25 protein-coding genes and 1 pseudogene are annotated in these 24,375 nt (G+C 56.1%); 14 read left to right on the forward strand and 12 right to left on the reverse strand.

Annotated features, from left to right (window positions below):
- Positions 1–5 precede the first annotated feature (5 nt).
- From AC5Q5A_RS16180 to AC5Q5A_RS16200, 5 genes are all read left to right on the forward strand, one after another.
- Positions 6–320, forward strand: coding sequence for a HigA family addiction module antitoxin (locus AC5Q5A_RS16180; protein WP_493895907.1), 315 nt, complete (start codon positions 6–8; stop codon positions 318–320).
- A 134-nt stretch (positions 321–454) separates the two neighbouring features.
- Positions 455–841, forward strand: a complete 387-nt coding sequence (locus AC5Q5A_RS16185; protein ID WP_493895908.1) for an ArsR/SmtB family transcription factor — start codon at positions 455–457, stop codon at positions 839–841.
- Positions 841–1,335, forward strand: a complete 495-nt coding sequence (locus AC5Q5A_RS16190; protein ID WP_493895909.1) for an SRPBCC family protein — start codon at positions 841–843, stop codon at positions 1,333–1,335. The genes AC5Q5A_RS16185 and AC5Q5A_RS16190 overlap by 1 nt, the downstream gene beginning before the upstream one ends.
- 252 nt (positions 1,336–1,587) lie before the next feature.
- The gene (locus tag AC5Q5A_RS16195) at positions 1,588–3,237 is read left to right on the forward strand and encodes an MFS transporter (protein WP_493895910.1); all 1,650 of its coding nucleotides are present in this window, start codon (positions 1,588–1,590) and stop codon (positions 3,235–3,237) included.
- A gap of 88 nt (positions 3,238–3,325) precedes the next feature.
- Positions 3,326–4,054: a DUF899 domain-containing protein gene (locus tag AC5Q5A_RS16200; RefSeq protein ID WP_493895911.1), complete on the forward strand. Its 729-nt coding sequence runs from the start codon at positions 3,326–3,328 to the stop codon at positions 4,052–4,054.
- Here the strand turns inward: AC5Q5A_RS16200 and AC5Q5A_RS16205 are convergent, their stop codons facing one another.
- On the reverse strand, positions 4,055–4,222 hold the full coding sequence (locus AC5Q5A_RS16205; RefSeq protein WP_493895912.1) for a hypothetical protein: 168 nt from the start codon (positions 4,220–4,222) through the stop codon (positions 4,055–4,057).
- 181 nt (positions 4,223–4,403) lie between these two features.
- Here AC5Q5A_RS16205 and AC5Q5A_RS16210 point away from each other — a divergent pair, with 181 nt between their 5' ends.
- Positions 4,404–5,705 carry a calcium-binding protein gene (locus tag AC5Q5A_RS16210; protein WP_493895913.1) on the forward strand — a complete coding sequence of 434 codons (1,302 nt, stop codon included), beginning with the start codon at positions 4,404–4,406 and terminating at the stop codon, positions 5,703–5,705.
- A gap of 121 nt (positions 5,706–5,826) precedes the next feature.
- Here the strand turns inward: AC5Q5A_RS16210 and AC5Q5A_RS16215 are convergent, their stop codons facing one another.
- From AC5Q5A_RS16215 to AC5Q5A_RS16225, 3 genes and pseudogenes are all read right to left on the reverse strand, one after another.
- Positions 5,827–6,627, reverse strand: coding sequence for a MetQ/NlpA family ABC transporter substrate-binding protein (locus AC5Q5A_RS16215; RefSeq protein ID WP_296990674.1), 801 nt, complete (start codon positions 6,625–6,627; stop codon positions 5,827–5,829).
- An 88-nt stretch (positions 6,628–6,715) separates the two neighbouring features.
- On the reverse strand, positions 6,716–7,375 hold the full coding sequence (locus AC5Q5A_RS16220) for a methionine ABC transporter permease (protein WP_210516613.1): 660 nt from the start codon (positions 7,373–7,375) through the stop codon (positions 6,716–6,718).
- A gap of 102 nt (positions 7,376–7,477) precedes the next feature.
- A pseudogene (locus AC5Q5A_RS16225) lies at positions 7,478–8,206 on the reverse strand (methionine ABC transporter ATP-binding protein); the annotation flags it as partial.
- A 324-nt stretch (positions 8,207–8,530) separates the two neighbouring features.
- On the opposite strand from AC5Q5A_RS16225, the gene AC5Q5A_RS16230 reads away from it, so the two are divergent.
- The 3 genes from AC5Q5A_RS16230 to AC5Q5A_RS16240 all read left to right on the forward strand — a co-directional run bounded on the left by AC5Q5A_RS16230 (position 8,531) and on the right by AC5Q5A_RS16240 (position 12,439).
- On the forward strand, positions 8,531–9,439 hold the full coding sequence (locus AC5Q5A_RS16230; RefSeq protein WP_493895914.1) for a hypothetical protein: 909 nt from the start codon (positions 8,531–8,533) through the stop codon (positions 9,437–9,439).
- Positions 9,440–9,593: 154 nt separating this feature from the next.
- Positions 9,594–11,780, forward strand: a complete 2,187-nt coding sequence (locus AC5Q5A_RS16235; RefSeq protein WP_493895915.1) for a protein-arginine deiminase family protein — start codon at positions 9,594–9,596, stop codon at positions 11,778–11,780.
- A gap of 29 nt (positions 11,781–11,809) precedes the next feature.
- A complete protein-coding gene (locus tag AC5Q5A_RS16240; protein WP_493895916.1) occupies positions 11,810–12,439 on the forward strand; it encodes a hypothetical protein in 630 nt (209 codons plus the stop codon).
- Between the two features lie 29 nt (positions 12,440–12,468).
- Here the strand turns inward: AC5Q5A_RS16240 and AC5Q5A_RS16245 are convergent, their stop codons facing one another.
- Positions 12,469–13,116: a TetR/AcrR family transcriptional regulator gene (locus AC5Q5A_RS16245; protein ID WP_493895917.1), complete on the reverse strand. Its 648-nt coding sequence runs from the start codon at positions 13,114–13,116 to the stop codon at positions 12,469–12,471.
- 235 nt (positions 13,117–13,351) lie between these two features.
- On the opposite strand from AC5Q5A_RS16245, the gene AC5Q5A_RS16250 reads away from it, so the two are divergent.
- Both AC5Q5A_RS16250 and AC5Q5A_RS16255 read left to right on the forward strand, forming a co-directional pair.
- Positions 13,352–14,314: a homocysteine S-methyltransferase family protein gene (locus AC5Q5A_RS16250; RefSeq protein ID WP_493895918.1), complete on the forward strand. Its 963-nt coding sequence runs from the start codon at positions 13,352–13,354 to the stop codon at positions 14,312–14,314.
- A 41-nt stretch (positions 14,315–14,355) separates the two neighbouring features.
- Positions 14,356–15,003 carry a GNAT family N-acetyltransferase gene (locus AC5Q5A_RS16255; protein ID WP_493895919.1) on the forward strand — a complete coding sequence of 216 codons (648 nt, stop codon included), beginning with the start codon at positions 14,356–14,358 and terminating at the stop codon, positions 15,001–15,003.
- A 33-nt stretch (positions 15,004–15,036) separates the two neighbouring features.
- Here the strand turns inward: AC5Q5A_RS16255 and AC5Q5A_RS16260 are convergent, their stop codons facing one another.
- Positions 15,037–15,492 (reverse strand): DNA polymerase III subunit chi, encoded by a 456-nt coding sequence (locus AC5Q5A_RS16260; RefSeq protein ID WP_493895920.1) that lies wholly within the window; start codon positions 15,490–15,492, stop codon positions 15,037–15,039.
- 85 nt (positions 15,493–15,577) lie between these two features.
- Entirely contained in the window at positions 15,578–17,047 is a 1,470-nt protein-coding gene (locus tag AC5Q5A_RS16265; protein ID WP_063087077.1) for a leucyl aminopeptidase, read from the reverse strand.
- A gap of 243 nt (positions 17,048–17,290) precedes the next feature.
- On the opposite strand from AC5Q5A_RS16265, the gene AC5Q5A_RS16270 reads away from it, so the two are divergent.
- Positions 17,291–18,523 carry an NnrS family protein gene (locus AC5Q5A_RS16270; protein WP_493895921.1) on the forward strand — a complete coding sequence of 411 codons (1,233 nt, stop codon included), beginning with the start codon at positions 17,291–17,293 and terminating at the stop codon, positions 18,521–18,523.
- 11 nt (positions 18,524–18,534) lie between these two features.
- Here AC5Q5A_RS16270 and AC5Q5A_RS16275 read toward each other — a convergent pair whose 3' ends face one another.
- The 3 genes from AC5Q5A_RS16275 to amrS all read right to left on the reverse strand — a co-directional run bounded on the left by AC5Q5A_RS16275 (position 18,535) and on the right by amrS (position 20,655).
- Positions 18,535–18,999 (reverse strand): GNAT family N-acetyltransferase, encoded by a 465-nt coding sequence (locus AC5Q5A_RS16275; protein WP_493895922.1) that lies wholly within the window; start codon positions 18,997–18,999, stop codon positions 18,535–18,537.
- Positions 19,000–19,110: 111 nt separating this feature from the next.
- A complete protein-coding gene (locus AC5Q5A_RS16280) occupies positions 19,111–19,509 on the reverse strand; it encodes a (R)-mandelonitrile lyase (RefSeq protein WP_493895923.1) in 399 nt (132 codons plus the stop codon).
- A 48-nt stretch (positions 19,510–19,557) separates the two neighbouring features.
- A complete protein-coding gene (amrS, locus tag AC5Q5A_RS16285; protein ID WP_493895924.1) occupies positions 19,558–20,655 on the reverse strand; it encodes an AmmeMemoRadiSam system radical SAM enzyme in 1,098 nt (365 codons plus the stop codon).
- Between the two features lie 88 nt (positions 20,656–20,743).
- Between amrS and amrB the strand changes: the two genes are divergently transcribed.
- Positions 20,744–22,207 (forward strand): AmmeMemoRadiSam system protein B, encoded by a 1,464-nt coding sequence (gene amrB / locus AC5Q5A_RS16290; protein WP_493895925.1) that lies wholly within the window; start codon positions 20,744–20,746, stop codon positions 22,205–22,207.
- Here amrB and AC5Q5A_RS16295 read toward each other — a convergent pair.
- Complete coding sequence (locus AC5Q5A_RS16295; RefSeq protein WP_493895926.1) at positions 22,166–22,669, reverse strand: GNAT family N-acetyltransferase; 504 nt, start codon at positions 22,667–22,669, stop codon at positions 22,166–22,168. The genes amrB and AC5Q5A_RS16295 overlap by 42 nt on opposite strands.
- Before the next feature lie 73 nt (positions 22,670–22,742).
- Positions 22,743–23,144, reverse strand: coding sequence for a rhodanese-like domain-containing protein (locus AC5Q5A_RS16300; protein ID WP_063087068.1), 402 nt, complete (start codon positions 23,142–23,144; stop codon positions 22,743–22,745).
- Between the two features lie 105 nt (positions 23,145–23,249).
- Between AC5Q5A_RS16300 and ftrA the strand changes: the two genes are divergently transcribed.
- Positions 23,250–24,263 carry a transcriptional regulator FtrA gene (gene ftrA, locus AC5Q5A_RS16305; protein ID WP_493895927.1) on the forward strand — a complete coding sequence of 338 codons (1,014 nt, stop codon included), beginning with the start codon at positions 23,250–23,252 and terminating at the stop codon, positions 24,261–24,263.
- Positions 24,264–24,375: the final 112 nt, after the last annotated feature.

Genomic DNA, 24,375 nt, shown 5'->3' on the forward strand with positions numbered 1-24,375 from the left:
CCGCCATGATCATGACAGCAAGAAAACCCGTCAGCGTTGGTGAAATGCTCGTCACCGAGTTCATGGAACCGATGGAATTGACACAGACTGCCTTGGCCGAGGCCATGGGCGTTCCGCGCAAACATGTCAACGAACTGTGCAACAACCGTCGCCGGGTCACCGTTGATACCGCCCTTATTCTGGCGCGTGTTTTTGGCAACAGTGCGGAATTCTGGATCAACACCCAGACCCGCAATGATCTTTGGGAAGCCAACAATATCCCTGATCGCCGCGAGCGGATCGAACGCGCCCGCCCGGTCACCTCTCCTGTTGCGGCATAGGCCCTTCCCGCCTGCCTGAAAAACCTGGGTCCCACACTGCTCCTGACACCAGCTTGTCAGGAGCGATATGTTTTTATCCCGCCGCAAACAACCCATGATTGACTCAGTCGATTTTTTCCTCAATACTTAACCTCATGGTTAAGTATCAAGAAGCCGAACTGAACGACATTTTTGCCGCCCTCGCCGATCCGACGCGCCGGGCCCTCCTTGCCCGGCTGGAGCAAGACGAAGACGCGCTTTCGGTCAGCGAACTGGCAGAGCCGTTTGATGTGTCATTGCCAGCGGTGATGAAGCATCTCAATGTCTTGTCCGGGGCCGGGCTGATTGCCCGGCAAAAAACCGGGCGCACGGTGCGCGTCCGGCTTCAACCCGAAAAGATGGCGCACGCCATGGAATGGTTGAAGCGCTATGAACGGTTCTGGACGGATCGGCTTGATCGGCTGGCCGCCTTTGTCGAGAACGCGGCACAAAACGAGACATCGACACATCCCGCCGCCCCGCAGGATCAGGAGGACCGGTAATGCAACCGCAACCGCAACAGCCCCCGCGAAAGCAAACATCCCCGCAAGACGAAAAACCAAGTCTGACCATCCGGCGACGTATTGCCGCCCCGCCCGCAATGGTCTTTGCCGCCTGGACCGATCCGCAAAAACTTGCGCAATGGTGGGGACCGCATGACTGCCAGACGCTGGACGCCACCATTGATGCCCGCGTCGGCGGCACGTTTCGCATCCGCTTCAAGGAACCCGGACCGGATGGTGAAATTCACGATGTCAGCGGCACCTATGACGCGGTTGAAATTAACCAAAAGCTGTCCTTTAGCTGGCAATGGATCACCATGCCAGAACGCAAATCGCACGTCACACTGACCCTTGCGCCGGACGATAACGGCAAGGCCACCATCCTTGTCCTGCATCACGAACAATTCGCCGACGAGGCCGCCCGCGACGGTCACAATGGCGGCTGGAACAGCGCACTGGACAAACTCGAAACCCTCTTCGCGGCGGCCTCATAAAGCCCTTGACCTCAATCACGGTTGAGGCCCGAGCATTGCCGTGAATGGACACAGCAGTACCACCGCTGCACCATAGACTCCCGCCTGCGCGGGAGTGACGAGCATAAAGAACACCCACGGTTCCGTCATGCCCGCAAAGCCTGCCGTCACGAAGGCGGGGGGGCGGGCATCCAGACAGCACCGCAAAACAACACACAATAAAATACAAGGCGGCCCCCATACGCCACCACCAAGGAAACACAGGAACAAGACATGAGCGCCCCAAGCCACCTCGAAACTGCCGCGCAAGGCACCGACACCAAGGCGACCCACCGCGAATGGATCGGCCTTCTGGTTTTGGCCTTGCCCTGCCTTTTGATTGCCATGGACATGACCGTCCTGCATCTTGCCGTGCCCCATTTGACCGCAAGCCTCAACCCGACCAGTGACCAGTTGCTGTGGATTGTTGATATCTATGGCTTTTTCATTGCCGGATCGCTGATCACCATGGGCACGCTTGGCGACCGCATCGGGCGGCGCAAGCTTCTGATGATCGGGGCTGCCTGTTTCGGGGCGGCATCGGTTTTGGCCGCCTTTGCCAATACATCGGAAATGCTGATTTTCGCGCGCGGGGTTCTGGGTGTTGCCGGGGCAACGTTGATGCCCTCTACGCTGTCGCTGATCCGCAACATGTTTTTTAATGAAAAGGAACGCTCCTTTGCCATTGCCGCATGGATGACAACCTTCATGGTTGGCACGGCGGCCGGTCCGTTGCTCGGCGGGCTGGTGCTAAGCTATTTCTGGTGGGGGGCGGTCTTCCTGCTTAATGTGCCGGTGATGGTGCTGCTATTGCTTGCTGCACCCGTCCTTCTGCCCGAACACAGGGCGGAAAAATTCGGGCGGATCGACCTGCCAAGTGCTGCACTTTCGCTCACCTCGATCCTTGCAATCATTTACGGCGTAAAGGTTATGGCCGCCTATGGCGTTGGCACCGAAGCATTCGCCGCCGTCGCGCTTGGCCTTCTTGGCATGTGGGTGTTCATCCGCCGTCAGCGCAAACTCGACGACCCGCTGCTTGATCTTGGCCTTTTGTACCGGCGCACGATTTCGGTCCCGATTGTCATTCAGACGGCCGCGATCTTTGTCGGGATGGCCTATTTCATGTTCCTGTCCCAGTCCCTGCAACTGGTCATCGGCCTGACGCCAGTTCAGGCCGGCATGGCCATGCTGCCCGCCACCGTTTCAGGCATTGTCGGATCGCTCGGGGCCCCGGTTTTGCTGGGCCGGTTTCGCCCCGGCTCGGTCATGACGGGCGCACTTGTCCTGACCGCGTTCGGGTTTGGCCTGCTGTCCCTGCCTGGCGCGGTCGGCAGTCTTTATATTCTTGCCACCGGGGCTGCAATCTTTTCACTGGGGATCACACCGGTTGCAATGATCTGTACCGATATGGTGATCACGGCCGCCCCGACCGACCGGACCGGATCGGCTGCGGCCATGTCCGAAACCAGTGCCGAACTGGGCGGGGCATTGGGTATTGCCGTTCTGGGCAGTGTCGGCACGGCGATGTATCGCAAAGCCATGCTTGATACCGACCTCCCCGCCAATCTCACAGCCGGGGCGATTGATGCGCTCCGCAGTACGCTGGGTGGTGCCGTCCATGCGCTGGCTGACGCCCGGTCCGGCTTGGCCGGCGACGTCTTGTTACAGGCCCGCACAGCCTTCTCCGACGGCTTGCAGGTGATTTCAATCATCTGTGCGCTTCTGATGGTTTTGTCTGCGATTGGCACCGTCATCGTCTTGCGCAATGCCAAGGCAGAGACCGATGCAGGATCTGACGCCGATTCCAATGACACCCCGGATGGCGATACGGAAATCGACCCTGCCCTGCAACCGGCGGCCTGTGCGGCTGGTCGCGTCGACTAAAAACACGAGGCACGGGCACTGCGTCAATCTCGGCGGTGCCCGACACACGGGAAACATTCCCCCCCCCCGACGGAAAAGGAGAACCGATATGACCCGTCCCCAAATCGTCTCCCGCGCAGAATGGCTCGAAGCCCGCAAGGCGCACCTGAAACGTGAAAAAGACCATATGCGTGCGTGGGACCGTCTGTGTGAAGAACGCCGTGCCTTGCCTTGGGTCAAGGTCGACAAGGAGTATGAATTTGACACGCCCACCGGCAAAAAGTCGCTCGGCGATCTGTTTGACGGTCGCAGTCAAATGATCGTTTATCACTTCATGTTCGGCCCCGGCTGGCAAGAAGGCTGTGACGGCTGTTCCTTCCTTGCCGATCATTTTGACGGAGCCAATCTGCATCTGCGTCATCATGACGTGACCCTGATGGTGGTCTCGCGTGCCCCGCTGGCGGAATTCCTGCCCTTCAAGAAACGGATGAACTGGCATTTCCCGTGGGTGTCCTCGCATGGCAGCGATTTCAATTACGATTTTGATGCCTCCTTCCGCCCCGATGATGTCGAAGCGGGCAAGGCGACATACAATTTCGCGCCCTATCGCGGCAAGATGGAAGACTTGCACGGCATCAGCGTGTTTTACCGCGATCCCGACACCAACGAGATTTTCCACACCTATTCATCCTACAGCCGTGGGGGCGATCCGCTGATCGGGGCGCATGCCTTTCTTGATCTCACGCCCTTTGGCCGCAACGAAAACGGCACGATGGATTGGGTGAAGCTGCACGATCAGTATGAAGACCACAAAACAGCGGACGCATGCTGCCATTGATCAGCACAAACCCCGATAATCCATGACCCGTCGCTCTACGAAGACGCCAACGCCCAAAAACTCGCCGACATCCAAAAGGAACTCGGCCAGATCGAAAACGAACTCGCCATGGTCGAACAGAAATGGCTCGACAAGCAGGAAGAATACGACGCGATGGTCGCCTGACACCCTCGCCTCAATCTGATCAACATACAGGCCCGCAATACATGATTGCGGGCCTGTGTTGTTTCTGCCATTTGCGTAGCACTTCCCCACGGAACAAGCCCGTTGGCAACCAGTCATCAAGTCGCCAAAATTCCGCCGCAACCTTGGATTGCCGGGGTAAAGGCATTCCACGCAGGAGATGGTCATGGTTGACAACATCTATGGAACCGACGGCAATGACACGATTATCGGAACAGAACAGGACGACAGGATATATGGACGCGAGGGCGACGATTATGTCCGCGCGCTTGGCGGCAACGATCACCTGTTTGAGCTGGGGTTTGGTGATGACACGCTTGATGGCGGTGCCGGACATGACGACATCAATGGCAGTGCCGGAAACGATACGCTGTTTGGCGGGTCGGGCAATGACAAACTCAATGGCGGATCGGGTGCTGATGTGATTGATGGCGGCCCCGGTCGCGATGAAATCACCTTCGGCTTCACGCAAGCCCCCTCAGATCAAGGCGTTTACGTCAATCTCACGACCGGCATCGGGTTGGGCGGCGATGCCGAAGGCGACCGCTATAGCAATATCGAGGATATCCGCGATACGACCTATGGCGATGTGCTGATTGGCGATGACGGCAAAAACGCCTTTTATCAGGTCTACAACCGCACCGATGACGGTGACGTCATGCAGGGACAGGGCGGCGATGACACCTTCTATGCCGCGGCCAGCACCGACTTTTCCGAGGACCGCACCAATATCTTTGATGGCGGTGACGGGATTGACACCATCAGCTATATCGCCGGATGGGGCAATGATGCGCCTTATGGCGAATATGGCCCGCAACCGGTCATCAATCTTGCAACCGGCACGGGCCGCACCGGCGATCATTTCATCAACATCGAAAATGTCGATGGCAGCAATCAAAGCGACCTGATCATCGGCGATGAAGGCGACAACCGTCTTGTCGGCAATCGCGGAATGGATACGATCTATGGCCGTGACGGCGATGACGTCATTGTCGGCGAAAACATCCATGGCGAAGCCGGAAATGATACGCTCACCGGTGAATGGTATGACGTCTCGCTTTATGGCGGCGATGGGCATGATACGCTGCGCGCCGGTCCCCTTGGTGATCCGGTTTTCGGCGACAACCTTTTGTCGGGCGGGGCCGGCAATGACTGGCTCGAAGGCAATAGCGGCAATGATACCTTTGTTTTCGATGCGGAGGCCTCAAGCCGCGACCGGGTTGTCGGGTTTGAAACCGGTGACAGCGATGAAACTGGCAATCATCCCGATGCCCTGCTTCTGACAAGCGATCTTCAGGACCGCTCCGGCATCACGGATTTCGACAGCTTCCTCGATCACACCACCCAGACCGGCGATGATCTCTATGTCGATTTCAGCAATGGCGATCCGTGGACATTTGGCGTGATCATCGAAGACACCGACAAGGATGATCTGACCGCCGATCATGTCCTGTTTGCCGATGTCTAAATCGGGCGAACTCAAATCCTCATACAATTGGATTTGGGGCGCGGTCTGATCCGGACATAAAAAAGTCCCGCAGGATGCGTTTCCTGCGGGACTTTTCAATTATTTTGAATAATCGCGATGATTATTCAGGAAGTTTGAATACCGGCAGAACCGATCCTTCATACTTGGTTTCGATGAATTTGCGCACCGCATCATCGTGATAGGCTTCAACCAGCGTCTTGACCCACGGCTCGTCCTTGCGGGCGGTTTGGGTAACAATAACATTGGCATACGGGCTGTCATTGCCTTCGATCGCAATCGAATCCTTGATCGGGTTCAGGCCGGCTTCGAGCGCGTAGTTGGTGTTGATCGCCGACGCATCCAGATCATCCAGCGAACGCGGAAGCTGTGCAGCGTCAAGCTCTACAAAGCTGATATTCTTGGGGTTTTCGATGATATCAAGCGGGCTGACCACAAGACCCGCTGCCGGATCGACCTTGATCAGGCCATGGGACTGCAGGACCAGCAACGCACGACCGCCATTGGTCGGATCGTTCGGAATGCCGACTTCAGCACCGTCAGCCAGTTCATCGAGGCTTTTGATCTTGTTGGAATAAATGCCCATCGGGGTCAGGATGTTGTAGCCGACGACCGACAGCTCATACCCGCGATCCTTGATCTGGTTATCAAGATACGGCACATGCTGGAAGCTGTTGGCATCGAGATCGCCATCATCAAGCGCCTGGTTCGGGATAACATAGTCCGAGAAGCTGACCAGTTCGATGTCCAAGCCCTTGGTGGCTGCGACCTTGACGACTTCTTCCATGACTTCTTCATGCGCACCCGGGGTGACGCCGATTTTGATCGCGTCATTGGCCAGTGCCTGACCGGTGAGTGCGGATGCCAGAACGGCAGCCGCCGTCAGTTTAAGGAAAAACCGCATTGTAAAACTCCTTGATTTCATTTGGGTTTGTGCGGGAATTTGAAGAATATGAGTGATCCTCACATTCGGATTTTGTTCGATGAGATGCTCAGATGTTTCGCTTGTCGGCCTTGCGCGCCAGATAGTCGCCAAAGCTTTGCACGACCTGCACGACGACAATCAGCGTGATGACAACCGCCGCCATCACATCCGGGCGGAAACGCTGATAGCCATAACGAATGCCAAGATCACCAAGCCCACCGGCACCAACGGCCCCGACCATCGCGGAATAACCAATCAGGGTCACAGCGGTCAGGGTCAGACCGTGAATGATGCCCGGCAATGCTTCGGGCAACAGAACCTTGGTCACGACCTGTACCGGACGCGCGCCCATGGCCTGGGCGGCCTCGATCAAGCCACCATCCACTTCGCGCATCGCACCTTCGATGATCCGGGCAATAAACGGAATGGCCGCCACAGTAAGCGGCACGATGGCAGCAGACGTGCCAATTGAAGTGCCAACGACAAAGCGGGTAAACGGAATAATCGCCACCGCCAGAATGATGAACGGGACCGAGCGGGTCGCGTTGACCAGCGGACCAAAAACGCGCTGGAACCAAAGGGCTTCAAACAGCTCCCCCCGGCCAGATGTGGCGAGTAACACACCAAGCGGCAAGCCAAAGGCGGTCGCAATCGAAAGCGAGACGGCCACCATGTAAAGGGTTTCACCGGTCGCCTGCAGCAGAATGGGTGCAAGGGTAGAAAACATGACTTAGCCCTCCTGCCCGGCGGCAACGCCGCTGGTATTTGTGTTGGTTTTGGCGGTGCTGTTCGCATCCGATCCGGCCCGGAAATCCATGAATTCATCGGCCAGAAGCGATTGGGTGGTCGCGTGTTTCGGATCAGCAAAGATGCCGTCAACCGCGCCCTCTTCGACAATCACGCCAGCATCCATCACAGCCACACGGTCACACAGCGCCTTGACCACCGCCATTTCGTGGGTGATCACCACCATGGTCAGACCAAGGCGTTTGTTGATGTCCTTGAGAAGTGTGAGGATCTGACGGGTGGTTTCCGGATCAAGCGCCGAGGTCACCTCGTCACACAGCAGAACCTTGGGGTTGGACGACAGCGCACGCGCAATGCCAACACGCTGTTTCTGACCACCGGACAACTCTGCCGGATAACGATCACGTTTGTCTTCGAGCCCGACGAGCGGTAATAGCGGATCAACCGCCTTGGCGATCTCGGCCTTGGTCGCACCGGCCAGTTCAAGCGGCAGAGCGATATTATCGAACACGGTCCGCGACGACAGAAGGTTGAAATGCTGAAACACCATGCCGAGCTGACGGCGGAACAGCGGCAAGTCGCGTTTGGAAAGTGTGGTGACATCGGTGCCATCAACCGTGACCGAACCCGAGGTCGGGGTTTCAAGCAGGTTGATGCAGCGGATCAGGGTTGATTTACCCGCACCGGAGCGGCCAATAACGCCGACGATTTCGCCAGCAGCGATGTCAAGATTGATGCCGCGCAGCGCAACATGTTCGTCGCTACCACGCCGGGCTGCATAAGTTTTCTGGACGTTCGAGAGCCGGATCATGGATCCCAACCTTTCCGTAGATACAAAAAAACCGCCACGGCTTTACCGAGGCGGTCGTACATACGGAGCATATACGCCCTCTCGCTTTAGCCGCATTTTTAGCGCGCCCGCAAGCTGAGGAGCAAATCGGCGCGTTCAACACCCCTTGTCTATCTGACCCGGTGTCATTGTTCAATGGCTAAAATCATGCATTTCACGCATGGCATGTATGATTCCCAAAAATATAACACAAAAATTTTGTTTATTTAGTGCTTAATGGCCCGACATCACAAAGCCCCACCCTGTCCGTCTATCAGGGGTCAATATCAATGCGGGATTGAACAGATGGCCTTTGCCAACCGGATCAACGACCTTGCCCGAACACTGGCGCAATACCCGACTTTTGTCACAGTCATGGGCAATAAGGTGGATGTGCGCACCAAGGAGCAATTGGCGACAATGTCTGCCGAGACAGCCAAGCTCGAGGCACTGGCGGCCGAGGGAGATACCGCCATCGCAAATGGCACCTGCACGGACCCAGCGGGGCTTTCATCCCGGCTGAACTTCAACGCATCACAGATTTCATCCCTGCTGACCGCCTTTGCCGCCCAGGATTCCGAGCGCCTGAAATCGATGAGCATCATCAGCAAACAGAAATTCGACGGCTACGCAAAGAACCGTCTGGGCGCGGAAAAGCGATTTTCTGATGAGGTTTCAACACTGTTCATACAGGAAGCCAAAGCGGTCGCCGGACTGGCAAAGAGTGACAGCGGTAAACCGGATGCAAAGCCCGATACTAAGCCTGACACCAAACCCGATACACGACCGGATACATCACCAGACGGGAATTCAGACAGCAAACCGGCATCTGACCCAGCATCCGAGCCTGTTCCTGAACCGTCATTGAGTGATGTCATTGCCAATATGCCGGGTTATTTGCAGGTGGCATATCCCACGGCTGCGGGCAATTACGATCAAGTACAGCTTTCCAATCTGTGCACCAGTGCAGGCAAATCGGCCATATCACTTGGCGCACAGACCTCTGGCGGTGTGAGCGACTTTATCACGGCAAGCGTTCTTTATGGCACTGATTTGCCCAATCAGGACTGGGCAAAGACCATTTTGAACGACAGCGAAGCCGGAACCGTTGACGACCGAATGGCAATTCTGCGCAACGCCACAGAGTCCCGAATTCAGGTTCAGGTCGCATTGGCACAAGCCATTTCCCAGACCGTCACCCATCCAGAGATTTGAGGACGTCATGGCAGTTTATACAGTTCGAGTTACGGCCCCACAGGGTGACTATCCGTTCAATCAGGTGCGTGTATCACTGAGCAGTGTCAATCAGGGGCAAAGCAACCACACTTTCACATTTCAGCCAAATGCGCGTGTTCAGCAGCGCAGTTTTGTGGTTCCAAACGGTGTTTGGCGTCTCCGCGTTTCAGGGACCGGTTTTGTCCCGGTGAGTCAACAAAATATCAACATCAATGGCAATGCAACAAATGCCATCGACTTGACTGTCACCTACTATACTCTGCACACGGACCGCGACAGAGACGGCGACCTTGACGATGCCGGTGCACTTAACCAGATCACACCAAATGCCATCAGCTTCGGCCCCGATGGTCGCGGTGCAATCATCCCCGTCAATTGTAACCGTGACGGCAATAATGCAGCCGTGGGCAGAACGGATAATCAGGACAGAGTGATTAACGGCAATGCCGACCTTGCCGACGATGTTGCACGCATTCGAATTCAACGCAGAAGTTTCGGCCCGAATGTCAATCTTCCTGGCGACTGGTCGCTCCGGCTGCGGGTTGAAAGAACACTGATCGGCGATGATCCGGCGAACCGCCATTTCAGAATCTTTAACGGCGTTGCCAATAACAGCACCGAAATCATCGGCCCGGAAACCGTTCAGGAAGCCCCGATTACGACCCAGACCGTTGGGAATGCCAAAGAGTTTGGTATCGAAGCTGTTCGATTTTCCGGAGAAGGTTTTGGTCGGGGCGAAGCGGTCTTGTATCTGTTCGTTATCCAGCCCGAGGTCTCTGGCAACAACAATCCGAGTTACCTCTTTGCTGACCGTATTGTCACCGCCCGTTGGATTGGCAACCACCACCGACAAGCGGTCACACGAATGTATTTTGCCGATGCTAACAATGCCCGCTTTCAAGGCGACCTTGCCACCCCCGCAGCAGCGGAAAACCCGCCTTACCCAATCACGGTTGCCGCCCCCACCACGGCGGTCCAGACCAACGTGCCATATCTGAACGTCAATGCCTGGGGTCATTTCATTGCCGCAGGCGAAGGTGGTGTTCTTCCGGTTGTGGGCGACGATCGATGGCTGCGCGACACCTTTGTTTCCGGGCATACTGTCTGGCCCGGCAACGCCAACGATAGCGTCAAAAACCGTGATGTGTTTATGAAGACCCATCGGTGGCGTTCTTTACAAAACTGGGTCTATCAAACCCTGATCAGCGATGATGTCGGGCTTTACTATCCCGCAGCCGGCAGTGCCGACCGTGTCAATGATGGCAACTCAGGTGGCAACATTGCGGTAACGCCACCGGTCAAGAAGACACAAAACGGCGGAACGACATATTATCGATATGGCCGGATTTATTTTGGCGACAATCGTTACAGCACGGTCGATGACAGCAGTCAGGCTTTTTTCCAAGCCCAGAACATACAACCGCCGATCATTCTTGACACAGATTGGCTGGCTGTCGGGCATGTGGATGAAATGATGACGTTTTTGCCTTACAACACGCCGGTTGATCAGTTCAAGAAATGGAAGCTTTTGGTAGCCAGCCCGGCGAAAGCATATGAAATCCTGAACCAGAACCTCAATGCGCACGGCGATGCAATACTTTTGGCGAGACCACCCCAATCACCAGGCAACAACACCAATCAGTACGACGGTCTGGACTTTGGTAGTGACGCCGATGTTTCAGACGACATCACTGCTTTCCTGGGCAATGGTCAGGCAAAAACAGAATGGGAGGACCATGCCAACGGTGTTTACCGTGCTTACACTTATGAACAACTGCGTATCTGGAATCTTGATGGCGTGGAAGCCGTTATTAACCGAAACATTGATTTGCTCAAGGCTGCGTTCGATCTTGTCGACAATGATATCATCCGTGTTCCGGTCATTTTCGTGCCAGAAGTCCGCATTCCGGGAAATGCTGTATTCGGGGATCTGATTGATCAGACCCGCATGACAACTGATGGTGGGTTTAACGTTAAACCGGGTCGCCGCGGTGGGTTCCGATGTGGAGCCCTGACCGGTGATATGGTCAACATGTTTGTCGGCAATACGCACCTGATGATTCCAAAGCCGTTTGGCCCCTGGATTGAAGACAATACCCATGCCAATAACGGCTATGATCTTTTTGAGACCTATCTGGACGCGCAAATCAATGGACTGAACAACGGGCAACAACGTGTATTTATCGACGACTGGGTCGAATACCACGATCAGGCTGGCGAAATTCACTGTGGCACCAATGAACTGCGAAAACCCTTTGATGGCGCCACAGCTTTTAACGATGCCCGCTACGCCAACTGGTGGAAAGCAGTTGATGTTTGATCACTCCTGACAAGGTTAGGAAATTTGTCATGACCGCCCAAGACGATTATCAAGCAGCTCTCAAGGAAATCAAAGACCTTGAAACAAAAGCTGCCCGACGCGTTGCCGCCAGACCGGCCGCCTTTACCGTGCGCGAAATTTTCAAAAAACACGCAGGCGCAATTGCCCAACCTATGACCGACGATTTGAAAAAGGGATCTTGGAAAAAATGGGAAAGCTGGTTACTTGGCGGGGCGATTGAGTATCTTTCGACTTACGGCACTTCCACCGCCGTATCGCCGCTACGCGACATTGAAAAGGGATACCCGATCAAAGAAATCCAGCAACAGGCCAAAGACCTGGCCGATCTGCTTGCGACACTGGATGTTGCCGTTTCCGAGGCCAGAAAACTCAAAAACGTGACAGACGCCATCAGTTCGGGTGATGCGAACAAAATGGCGCAAGCCATGCTTTTGGCATTGGCGCAACTGGATCTGGATTGGCCAGTGCGGGCGTCCGACATTCAGGCGAAATTGTTCAAGCTGTCTGCTGACAGTTTTCCGGCGATCAATGAATTGGCGTCAGGCAAAGTCACCGAGGATGACGTCACCAAGGCACTGGTCGAAATTCTGTTTGCAGAATTCCTTGCGGGTTCTGGCACCACACAACCGAAACCTTAGCGACAAGGGGCCGGTAAACGCACTTGCTATCACTGGGTGAAAAGCAGCTTCAAAAAACTGCGCAGCAGCATGACCTGATCGGCGAGTTTGCGGGGTTCGTTGAGTGCCTTTGACATCACAATCCCGCCTTCAAGCACGGTTGAAATCATGTCGGCGACTTGTTCGAGGTCGACTGGCTCGGTCGTCTGATACTGGGTTGCGATATCATCAAGGATCGCGCGGAACCGGATGCGCCAGGCCAGGACCGCATGCCGGTTGAGATCGCGAACTTCCTTGTCAAACAGCCGTTCCTGATAGCAATAGACCGCAACAATGCAGCCCGGATGGCCATTGGGGAGATCTTCAAGCACCTCGGCCAGCATTTTAAGGGCTGCCAGCAACTGATGCAGCGGATCGTCGACCAGTTCGCGGGCGCGATCAAACACCTGATCGAGGATTTCGTCATCCTGTTCGATATAGCGTTGCAAAAGCGCGCGGGCGAGTTCGTTCTTGTCGGAGAAATGATAGAAAAACCCGCTTTTGGTCAGGCCGGCTTCGCAAATGATTTCCTCGATCGAGGTCGCACCGAACCCCTTTTCCAAAATCGACTGCGATGCGATTTCCAGAATGCGTTCGCGCGTGCGTTCGCCCTTGCGTTTGGGGCCACCGAACGTGTCGGTGATTGTCAGTTTTTCCATCTCAACCCTCGCTTACCCTACCGCCGGTACAGTTTTTCGTCGCCAAAGGCCGCCATGGCCGCGCCGAAAAACACCGGCCAACTCATAAGTATCTGTTTTGAATATGTTTTTGAAAATCTGAAAAACCTGACCGTGTGCCTACTAGAAGCAAAACTCAATCAGGGCGAGATTTCCGATCCGCGATTACATACCCCCGCGGTAGAAATTTTGAAACCCAAAACTGAAATTTGGACCCATGAGCACAGGCAATCTGCCCCTTCCGCACCACGGAAAGGCAAAATTCATCACCGATGGTGGTCTCGAGACCACGCTGATCTTTCATGACGGGATTGATCTTCCGCATTTTGCATCCTTTGACCTTTTGAAAACGGATGCGGGCTGCGCGCGTATCACCGCCTATTACGAACGTTATCTTGAACTGGCCAAACAGGCCCAAGCCGGATTTATCCTTGAAAGCCCGACATGGCGCGCCAATCGCGACTGGGGGGCCCGGATCGGCTATGACGAGGATGACCTGGCCGCCATCAACCGCAAGGCCGTTGCCCTGATGGCAGAGCTTCGTGATCGTTATCATTCGGATGCCACCCCCTGCCTGATCAGCGGCAATATCGGACCGCGCGGTGACGGGTATGTGCCGTCAGACCGGATGACAATCAATCAGGCGCGCGCCTATCACGCCCCGCAGATCGTGACCTTTGCCAAGGCGGGTGTCGATATGGTGTCGGTCGTGACCATCAACTATCCCGAGGAAGCCATCGGCATCGCCCTTGCCTGCCGGGATGTTGATATTCCTTGCGTCATTTCGTTCACGGTTGAAACCGATGGCAACCTGCCCAGCGGCGAGACGATCCGTGATGCGATTGCCATGGTTGATGCCGAAACCGGGGCTTACCCAGCCTATTACATGATCAATTGCGCCCACCCGGATCATTTCCGCGACCGACTGGAAGAAAGCGGTGACTGGAAAACGCGCATTTGTGGTGTGCGGGCCAATGCATCGCGCCAAAGCCACGCCGAACTTGATGCCAGCACGCATCTTGATGATGGCGATCCGGAAGAACTGGGGCAGCTTTATCACGATCTGGTTGATCTGTTGCCCAATCTGGCGGTGATTGGCGGTTGTTGCGGTACAGACCATCGCCATGTTGCGGCCATGACCAAACATGCCCTGCCGCGCCTTTTGGCAGCAGGCGCCTAAGAACCAAACACGAAAACCCCAAAAAAAACAGGATACGAGCAATGATTGCAGAACCCGTACTGGAACGGGCGGCACATAAGGGTGCCGCCCATCCAAGCCACCCGCGACAAGTCACGAGCTTTGTCAGGGCGACCAAATCAGATGCCGATGCGATGGCCCAGCTGATCAATATCGCCGGTGAAGGTTTGCCAGTCTATTTGTGGCAAGACATGGCAGAAGGCAGCGAGACGGCCTTTGATGTCGGTCGCAGACGCGCACAACGTGATGAAGGCGGCTTTTCATATCGCAACACCACCCTTGCGGTCCGTCATGGTGAAACCGTTGCGGCACTTGTCGATTATGCCCAACCCGACCAGCCAGAGCCGTTTGACCCGGCGGATATCCCGGCGATATTCGTACCGATCCTTGAGCTTGAAAATCTGGCACCGGGAAGCTGGTACATCAATGTTCTTGCCGTCTTTCCGGCCCACCGCGATCAGGGGATTGGATCGGCATTGCTTGCACGGGCCGAGGCCAATGCCCGGCATGCCGGTAAAAAGACCGTCAGCCTGATCGCATCGGATGGCAATCCCGACGCCATTCGCCTTTACCAACGCCAAGGCTTTGTGGCCTGTGCCCAACGTCCTATGGTCAAGGAAGGTTGGGAAAATCATGGTCAGAACTGGGTGTTATTGATCAAGGAAATCTGAACGGAACCGTGAAACGACAAAGGCCGGAAGCACTCAGCTTTCGGCCTTTTTCTCCCACGCCCCTTGCGGGGTTTGCTGCCAGTAGGACAGCTTGTGCCCGGCGTCTTTCCAGTCTTTCCAGCGCGTGCGGGCCTCGGCCACCGCATCGTGATCGCGATCATCAAAAAGCATGATGACGCGTTCATAATCGCCGACCTTGTCGCTCATGGCGCGGTCGGTCAGGAACAGGAACTGGGCATTGTTGGGATTTTCATCCTCGGCCGTCAGCCAGACCGGCTGCATTTCGGCATCGCCGTCGGATTTGGATCCGTGGGGCAACCAGCTTGCAGGGTCATAGGTCCAAAGCAGGGTATTGATGGCCTCGACCCGTTCTTCGACACCGGTCATCACCACAGCACGCTTTTCGCGCTCCAGCGTTTTGGAGAGCAGCGTGGGCAAGGCCCGTTCCAGCGGCATGCTGGTGAGATGGTAAAACCAGATATCAGCCATAGCCAATTGAGTATCGCGAAAGCAAAAACGGGGCAAGATGATCATCACCCTGCCCCGTCTTTTATTCAGTTATGCGTTCCTGAAATCAGGACTCGTAGTTATCGGCGACAAAGCGATCAAGCAGGCGCACGCCAAAGCCGGTGCCGCCTTTTGGCACGACTTCCTTGTCCGCGGTTGACCAGGCCATGGCGGCGATATCAAGATGCGCCCACGGACGATCCTTGGTGATAAAGCGTTTGAGGAACTGGGCGGCGGTGATCGAACCGGCCGGACGACCGCCGACATTTTTCATGTCGGCAATGTCGGATTTAAGCTGCTTGTCATAGGCTGGCGACAGCGGCAAGCGCCAGACGCCTTCGTCAACCGAAAGACCGGCTGTGGTGATCTGGGTCGCCAGATCATCATTGTTGGAAAACAGACCGGCATTTTCATGTCCAAGCGCAATGATGACAGCACCCGTGAGCGTCGCAAGATCAACGATCAGACGCGGATCGTATTTTTCCTGCACATAGGTCAGCGCATCACACAGAACCAAGCGGCCTTCGGCGTCGGTATTGATGACTTCGATCGTCTGACCGGACATCGAGGTCACAACATCGCCCGGACGCTGTGCGGTTGAGGACGGCATGTTTTCAACAAGGCCAAGCACCGCAACCACGTTGCATTTCGCCTTACGACCGGCGAGTGCCTTCATCAGGCCCGATACCACACCGGCACCGCCCATATCCCACTTCATGTCTTCCATGCCGGCAGCCGGTTTGATCGAAATACCGCCGGTATCAAAGGTCACACCCTTGCCCACGAAGGCAATCGGCGCGTCCTTTTTCTTGCCACCGTTCCAGCGCATGACGACCATGGCCGGTTTGCGGGCAGAACCCATGGCAACACCCAAAAGCGCGCCCATGCCGAGCTTCTTCATTTCCTTTTCGTCAAGGACGTCAATCTCGACACCCAGTTTTTCAAGGGCAGAGACTTCCTTGGCGAAGCTTTCCGGATAAAGAATGTTGGCCGGTTCAGACACCAGATCGCGGGTGAAGAACACGCCTTCGACGACCTTTTTGGCGGACTCAAACTGTTTCTTGGCGTCCTTGTGATCGCGGGTGGCGATATCAAAGGCCTTGAGGACCGGCTTGTCTTCCTTGGTCTCGGTCGTGCGGTATTTATCGAAACGATAATCGCGCAGCATCGCACCGGTTGCGAAATCACAGGCGAGGTTTTCCATATCAAACAGAACGGAAAGTTCTTTCTCGCCGGTAGAAAGCGCACGGGCGGTGACGGAGCCACCAAGTTTCTGGGCGGCAATCACGTCAAATTCGGCTTCCTTGCCGATCCCGAAAATGATCACGCGCGACAGATCGACATTGGCCGGTGCAAGGACCTGCAGGCTTTGGCCGGATTTGCCCTTGAAGGTCGACGCCTTGATCGCCTTGGTGATCGCACCCCCGGTTGCCTCATCAAGTGCGACGGCACTGGGCATCAGATCGGCACCCTCGGTCGCAAAGGCGATAACGGCACCGGTTTTCGGAATGGCGAGATCGGAAAACGTGATCTTCATGGTGAACAGGACTCCTGTCATGTTTCGGGGCGCAGTCCTTGATCAAGCAACTGCAAAGAAATTGATGCTCCTAATCTAGCGCGTTAAACGCGGTTGAAAAGGCTTATCGTTCAAAAAGGTGCGGGATTTCACGCAAAGGCAACACCAGCCCGCCAAAACGCCATCCCAACGAATTGCGCAACATCAAGGCGCGATCAGGTTTGATCGCTACTATGACGCATTCCAACATTCTGGAGGTATGTCATGGCTGGCAGAACCGCGCCGATTTCGATTACCGAACCACACAGGGCCACTCATCCGTTCTGGACGGGGGCTTTCCGCCCGCTTTTCCTGCTGGCCGGGGTGCTGGCCATTGTGGCTGTTGTCTGGTGGGTGGCGGGTTTTGTGCATGGCATTGCGACCCCCAGTCTGGGAACAGGGTCATGGTGGCATGCCCATGAAATGATTTTCGGGTTTGGCGGGGCGGCCATCGGGGGATTTTTGCTGACCGCGATCGCCAACTGGACAAGTCGCCCACCGATTTCCGGGGGCATGTTAATGGCGTTAACCACAAGCTGGCTGATCGGGCGGCTGGCGATTGGTTTTGGCGAGACTCTTGACCCGGCTCTGACGATTGCCGGGGCGCTTATTTATTTCATCTTTTTGCTGGCCCTTGGTGTGCGGGAACTGGTGGCTGCCCGCAATTACCGCAATATGCGGGTTCTGGCCGTCATTTCCGTGATCGCGCTGTTTGATGGACTGTTTGTTACGGCCTGCCTTGATGTCATCACCCTTGATCCGGTCCTGCTGTATCAAACGGCGATTTTGACGATCATCTTGCTGATCGGGTTGATCGGCGGGCGGGTCATCCCGGCCTTTACACGTAACTGGATGCAACGCGAACAGATCAATGCCCCGATGCCTGCCATGTTTGGCCGGTTTGACATGGTCTGTCTGGCAAGCATTGCGCTTGGCATCGTTGCCGTGATCCTTGATCCGACGGGGATGATTGCCGGTTCTGTGTTGCTGTTTGCCGGGATTGCACATGCCATCCGTTTGATGCGATGGCGCGGTGTGCACAGCTGGCGCGAACCCATCGTGATCATGCTGCATCTTGGCTATTTCTGGGTGCCTGCCGGGCTTGTCCTGCTGGGCGTTGCGATCCTTTGGCCCGATGTGATGAGCAGCCGTGATGCCCTGCATGCGCTTACCGGCGGGGCGATGAGTTGCATGATTATTGCCATTGCCGGGCGGGCCGCCCTTGGCCATACCGGGCGTGAAGTGCGGGCAGGATGGGCCTTGAACAGTGCGTTTGGGCTTATCTGGGTTTCGACCGTATTGCGCGTCATGGTCGGCTTTGCCGGATCGGGCTATGTCACCATTCTGGCGATTGCGACCTTGATGTGGATTGGCGGGTGGTTGGCGTTTTTGATGGGTTATGCGCCGGTGTTGCTGGGACCAAGTCAAAAGAAAACGCGCGGCATTCCGGTCCGGTAAAGCAGGGCGACCTAGCCAAAATCAAACAGCGAAAGCGACGGGTTGGATTTAATGTATTCGACTTCGTCGTTTTCGACATCACCCGTGGAATGCCAGCCGTGGCTTTCGTAAAAGCCGTGCGCGCGGTTTTCCGGATTGGCCCCGGTGGTGAGTGAGATGTCATTACATCCCTTGGCAAACAGCCAGTCTTCGGCGGTGCGCAGCAATGCCGCCCCCACCCCGCGGCCTTCAAATTCCGGATCGACAAACAGCGCCCAAAGCGTTGCTTCCTTGGGGATGGCAATGGCGAAGCCTGCGGCAGAGCCATCAAGATCGGCAAGCCAGATGCCGTATCCCTGCTCCAGCCACTTGCCAAAGGCAGCCTTGGTAATGCCGCGTTCGGCCAGTTCGGAGGGGGAAAGATGGTTTTCACGCACGCGGCTTCGGATGGCAAAAATTGCCCCTACATCGCCCAAACGGGCTTTGCGAATTTTCATCCCCGCCACTACGTGTGCTTTCTTTCCAACCGCGTCAAACTGTGCGGCAATTTAGCGATATGACGCCCCAGTGCCAGTAAAAAATGCCAGCAAAAACATCCAACCGCACACTTATTGTCCGAGATAATCCGCATCGGTCACGGGCTCCAACCAATCGACCGGGGAGCCATTGAGCTTTTCCTGAATGGCGATATGGGTCATGGCGGTTTCGGGACCGGCCCCGTGCCAGTGTTTTTCACCCGGTTCAAACCAGACGACATCGCCCGGGCGGATTTCCTCAATCGGGCCGCCTTCGCGCTGCGCACGGCCAAAGCCGGCGGTCACGATGATGGTCTGGCCCAGCGGATGCGTATGCCATGTGGTGCGTGCGCCGGGCTCGAACGTCACATTGGCGGCGGCCACACGGGCGGGATCAGCGGCACTGATGATCGGTTCAATGCGAACCTGTCCGGTGAAATATTCCGGGGATCCGACCGTTGAGGCCTGTGATCCGGCGCGTTTGATATCCATGTCGTTCTCCCTCTGGAATTATGCTGAAGCCTTATTGGTTCTGACTGCTCAGTTGCCAGCCATCAAGCGGACCGGTTGACGTTTCGGGCCCCATGTTCCGGGTTGTGCCTGAAACACACCGGCACAATGTGTACCACAGCTTTTACACGCGCCATGGGCATCAAGGTTCCAGTCTGACAACTGATACCAGTCACGGCCAATCAGGATATCACCGCAGCCGTGGCAAAAGGTGCTGCTGTGGCTTTTGTCATGGACGTTGCCGACATAGGCATAGCGAATGCCGTTTTCCATGGCGATCCTGCGCGCCCGCACCAGTGTTTCGGGCGGGGTGCGCGGGGTATCCATCATTTTCCAGTCGGGATGAAAGGCTGAAAAATGCATCGGCACATCGGGGCCGAGTTCACTCTGCACCCACTGGGTCATTTCGTGGAATTCCGCGTCACCATCATTTTCGCCGGGAATGACAAGGTTGGTCAGCTCCATCCAGACCCCGGTTTCGTGGCGCAGATATTTAAGCGTTTCCAGCACGTCATCCAGATGGGCGGAGCACAGCTGATGATAAAAGCGATCCGTAAAGCCCTTCAGATCGACATTGGCGGCATCTATGTGGCGAAAGAACTCCTCGCGGGCCTTATCGCCAATATAGCCCGCCGTGACCGCCACAGTACGCAGGCCCATTTCACGGCAGGCAATGGCAACATCGACGGCATATTCAAGAAAGATCACCGGATCATTATAGGTAAAGGCGACTGCCGAGCAGCCATGCGCCTTGGCGGTTTTGGCGATCATTTCCGGGGTAGCGAGCGAGGAGAGCTTGTCCATCTCGCGCGCTTTGGAGATTTCGTAATTCTGACAGAACTTGCAGGTCAGATTACAGCCCGCCGTGCCGAACGACAGGATCGGCGTGCCGGGCAGGAAATGATTGAGCGGCTTTTTTTCGATCGGATCGATGCAAAAGCCCGAGGATCGACCCCACGTCGTCAGCACCATCTGATCGCCTTGGCGGGCCCGGACAAAACACAATCCGCGCTGCCCGTCATTCAGCTTGCAAAAGCGCGGGCAGACGTCGCACTGAATGCGACCATCGTCGAGATGGTGCCAGTAACGGGCCGGGACGGTGTCGGTCTTGATTGCGGGATCAGTCATCAGCTTTTTCCCAATGCAAAGCTTCCTCTTTGAAAATCTAGTCCTGATCGCTATCTTTTTCAAAGGAAGTCATGCGATTGGAGCGCCAATGACCATCATCCGCCCGCCTGCTGTTGCCGGGACGTTTTATCCGGCCGATGCCGATCTCTTGCGCAGCGAGATTGACGGGCTGATGGATGCGGCCTTGCATTCGGATGCTGTGTCGGGGGATGCCTCGCCCAAGGCGATCATTGTGCCGCATGCGGGATTGATGTTTTCAGGTGCGATTGCGGCCCTTGGCTTTGCCACCGTGCGCGCGCTGAAGGATTCCATCAAACGCATCGTGATTATTGGCCCGGCGCATCGCATGGCGTTTCAGGGGATTGCGCTGGCGCGCGCCGATCAGTTTGCCACACCACTTGGTACTATGCGCTGTGACCTGCCGGCGCTGCAAAAGGCATTGGCGTTGCCGCATGTTCAGATGCTTGATGACGCACATACGCTTGAGCACGGGCTTGAGATTGAATTGCCGTTTATCCAGCGCCTGTTTGGCGAGAATGCTGATATCGGCATTGTGCCACTTCTGGTCAGCCGGTGCAGCCCGCGTCAGGTGCATGAGGTGATCGAGAAGCTTTGGGGCGGGCCGGAAACCCTGATCGTGATTTCATCGGATATGTCACATTTCCATGATTATGACACGGCCCAACGCATGGATAACCGCACGCGGACGATGATCGAGAATTTCGATGCCGAGAATATTGATACAAACGATGCCTGCGGCGCGTTGCCCGTCGCCGGGATGCTGATTGCGGCGCGCAATCGCGGTATGAAGATCAAGACGCTGGGCATGCGCAATTCCGGCGATGTGACGGGCGATAAATCGCGTGTGGTCGGCTATGGCGCTTGGGCGGTTTATGACGCGAAGGCCGCGAATATGCAGGGCGACGGCGAGGACGGTTTTGCCAAGGCGACAGAACATCTGATCAAGACGCATGGGGCAAAGATGCTGGGCCTGTGTCGGCAATCGATCCTGCATGGGATCGAGACCGGGGCGCCGTTGCAGGTTTCCCCAAGCCAGTTTGACCCAGCGCTTTCCGCCCCGGGGGCCTGTTTTGTCACGCTTAAGAAAGCCGGACAGTTGCGGGGCTGCATCGGGTCGATCATGGCCCATGCACCGCTTGCCACCGATCTGTGCGAAAATGCGTTCAAGGCAGCGTTTCGGGATCCGCGCTTTGCCGGGCTCGGCCGCGATGAGATCAATGATGATCTGGAGCTTTCGATTTCGGTGCTGTCGCCACCGGCGCCGTTGCCGTTTGACAGCGAGGCCGATTTGATCGGCAAACTGACACCGTTCGAGGACGGGATTATTTTGTCTGACGGCAACCGGCGGGGCTTGTTCCTGCCGCAGGTTTGGGATCAGTTGCCCGATCCGAAAGATTTTCTGACGCAGCTTAAGCGCAAGGCGGGACTGCCCATGGATCACTGGTCGGCCAATATGCGGGCCGAGCGGTTTATCACACGCGGGATATCGTCACGCGATATCCAGGCAAGCGGGTTCTGGTTCGCCCGCTGAGAGGTCTTTGACCGCCACGGAAAAGCGGAATTTTGATTTCGCCACCGCGCCGAGGCGTTCATAAAACCGGATGGCCCCCGTGTTCCAATCGGGTGTTTGCCATTCCATCCAGCCAAGATCATGATCGGCGGCATAGCGCGCAGCAGCCTTCATCAGCATGCCCCCGATCCCGTCCCCGCGGCACGTTGGCGCCAGATACAAACAATCCATATGCAGATAGTCCGCGGCGTTCCATGTCGAGAACTCGCGCGCGGCGGACAGATAGCCGATCAAATCGCCCGCCCGATCGGCAACGAGGATAAGGGCCCGCGCAGCATCGCCAAAGATATGTTTTGGCAATGCGGAACGCAGGTGAGCACGGTCAACGGTTGCACGTTCATAGGCCGCATGATCGGCGATCAGATTGATCAGCGCATCCAGATCGCCGGGCTGAACCGGCCTTATGACAGTGTCGTGTGGCACGCGGGTTTACCTTTTCGTCCATCGGCAAAATGGAAATACCCCGCCGGATGGGATCACCGGCGGGGCATCATCATCAATCCTTGCCGGTCACAAGGCTGAAGCCCTCGTCGATCCAGCCGGTGATGCCGCCGATCATCAGTTTGACCGGAAGACCAAGGGCCGAAAGACGACAGGCCGCCTTGTTAGCACCATTGCAATGCGGACCAGCGCAATAGACAACAAAGGTCTTGCCGGTCGGGTATTCTGCCATGCGGCGTTCGGTCATCTTGCCATGCGGCAGGTTCAAGGCACCTTCGATATGGCCGCTTTCATAAAGGGCCGGCGAGCGCACATCGAGGAGAATGAAATCATCCGCACCCGCCTGAAGCGATGCATGGGTATCCCAGCAATCGGTTTCAAACGCCAACAAGGCGTCGAAATGCGCACGCGCAATGTGGGACGGGGCTGGCGGGACTTCGTTAATGTAGCTGGTCATGTTCGATCTCCATCAAATTGATGACGCCGATATTAGGCCTTGCCCGAATTTGCAAAAGTGACCAAAATGCCATTATTCAGTAATTTTTCGCCAAAGTGACGACGAATGCCCCAAAGCCCCCGACATGCCGGTACCCAGCCGCACGAACCCAATCATCATGTGCCCAATCATCATGTGGTGGTTCTGGCCTATGACGGGCTTTGCACTTTTGAGTTCGGCATCGCGCTTGAGATCTTTTCCCTGCCGCGGCCGGAGTTTGATTTCCCGTGGTATCGGTGCTCCATCGCCGGGGTTGATCCGCATATTCGCGCCATGGGGGGCTTTTCTGTCGCGGTTGATGCCGGGATGGAGCTTTTGGATGAGGCGGACACCATCATCATTCCGGGCTGGCGCGGGGCGGATGCCGTGCCCGAACCGGCATTGCGCGACGCCATTTTAAAGGCACATGCGCGCGGATGCCGGATCGTCACGATCTGTTCGGGGGTGTTTGTTCTGGCCCATGCCGGGATTTTGCAAAATGGACGGGCCACGACACACTGGCGCTATATCGATAAATTCCGCGCGATGTTCCCGGAAACCGAAATTGTCGATGATGTGCTTTATGTTGATCACGACAACATCATTACGTCTGCTGGCAGCAGTGCGGGGATTGATGCCTGCCTGCATGTTATCCGGTCCGACCATGGCGCGCAGGTGACCAATACCGTGGCCAGACGGCTTGTCATGCCGCCGCATCGCGATGGCGGCCAGGCGCAATATGTCGAGGCCCCTATTCAGGAACGCCCCGGCAAATCGATTGCGGCGGTTTTGGATTGGGCGCGGGAGAACCTTGATCAGCCGATTGAAATCAATGACCTTTCACGGCAATCGGGTTTGAGCCAACGCACTTTCCTGCGTCGGTTCCGCGATGGTACCGGCCTGTCGCCACTGAAATGGTTGCGCCGGGAACGTATTATCCGGTCGATGAAACTGCTTGAGGAAACCGACCTTGCGCTGGTCGACATTGCAGAGCAATGCGGGTTTCAATCGCTTGAGACATTTCGCATCGCCTTTCGCGATATCGCCGGAACGCCGCCTGCGAGCTATCGCAACCGTTTCAAGCTGCGACAATCGGCTTGACCGTAACATCATAAAAAGAAGGGTCGCTGCCCCGCCTGAAACGTAAAGCAGGCCTTGCAATGGATCACACGTCCCCACATATGCGCGCAAAGCGGTTTGTCCCGTGTGGGGC

The sequence above is a fragment of the Thalassospira sp. CA1 genome, assembly GCF_059052855.1.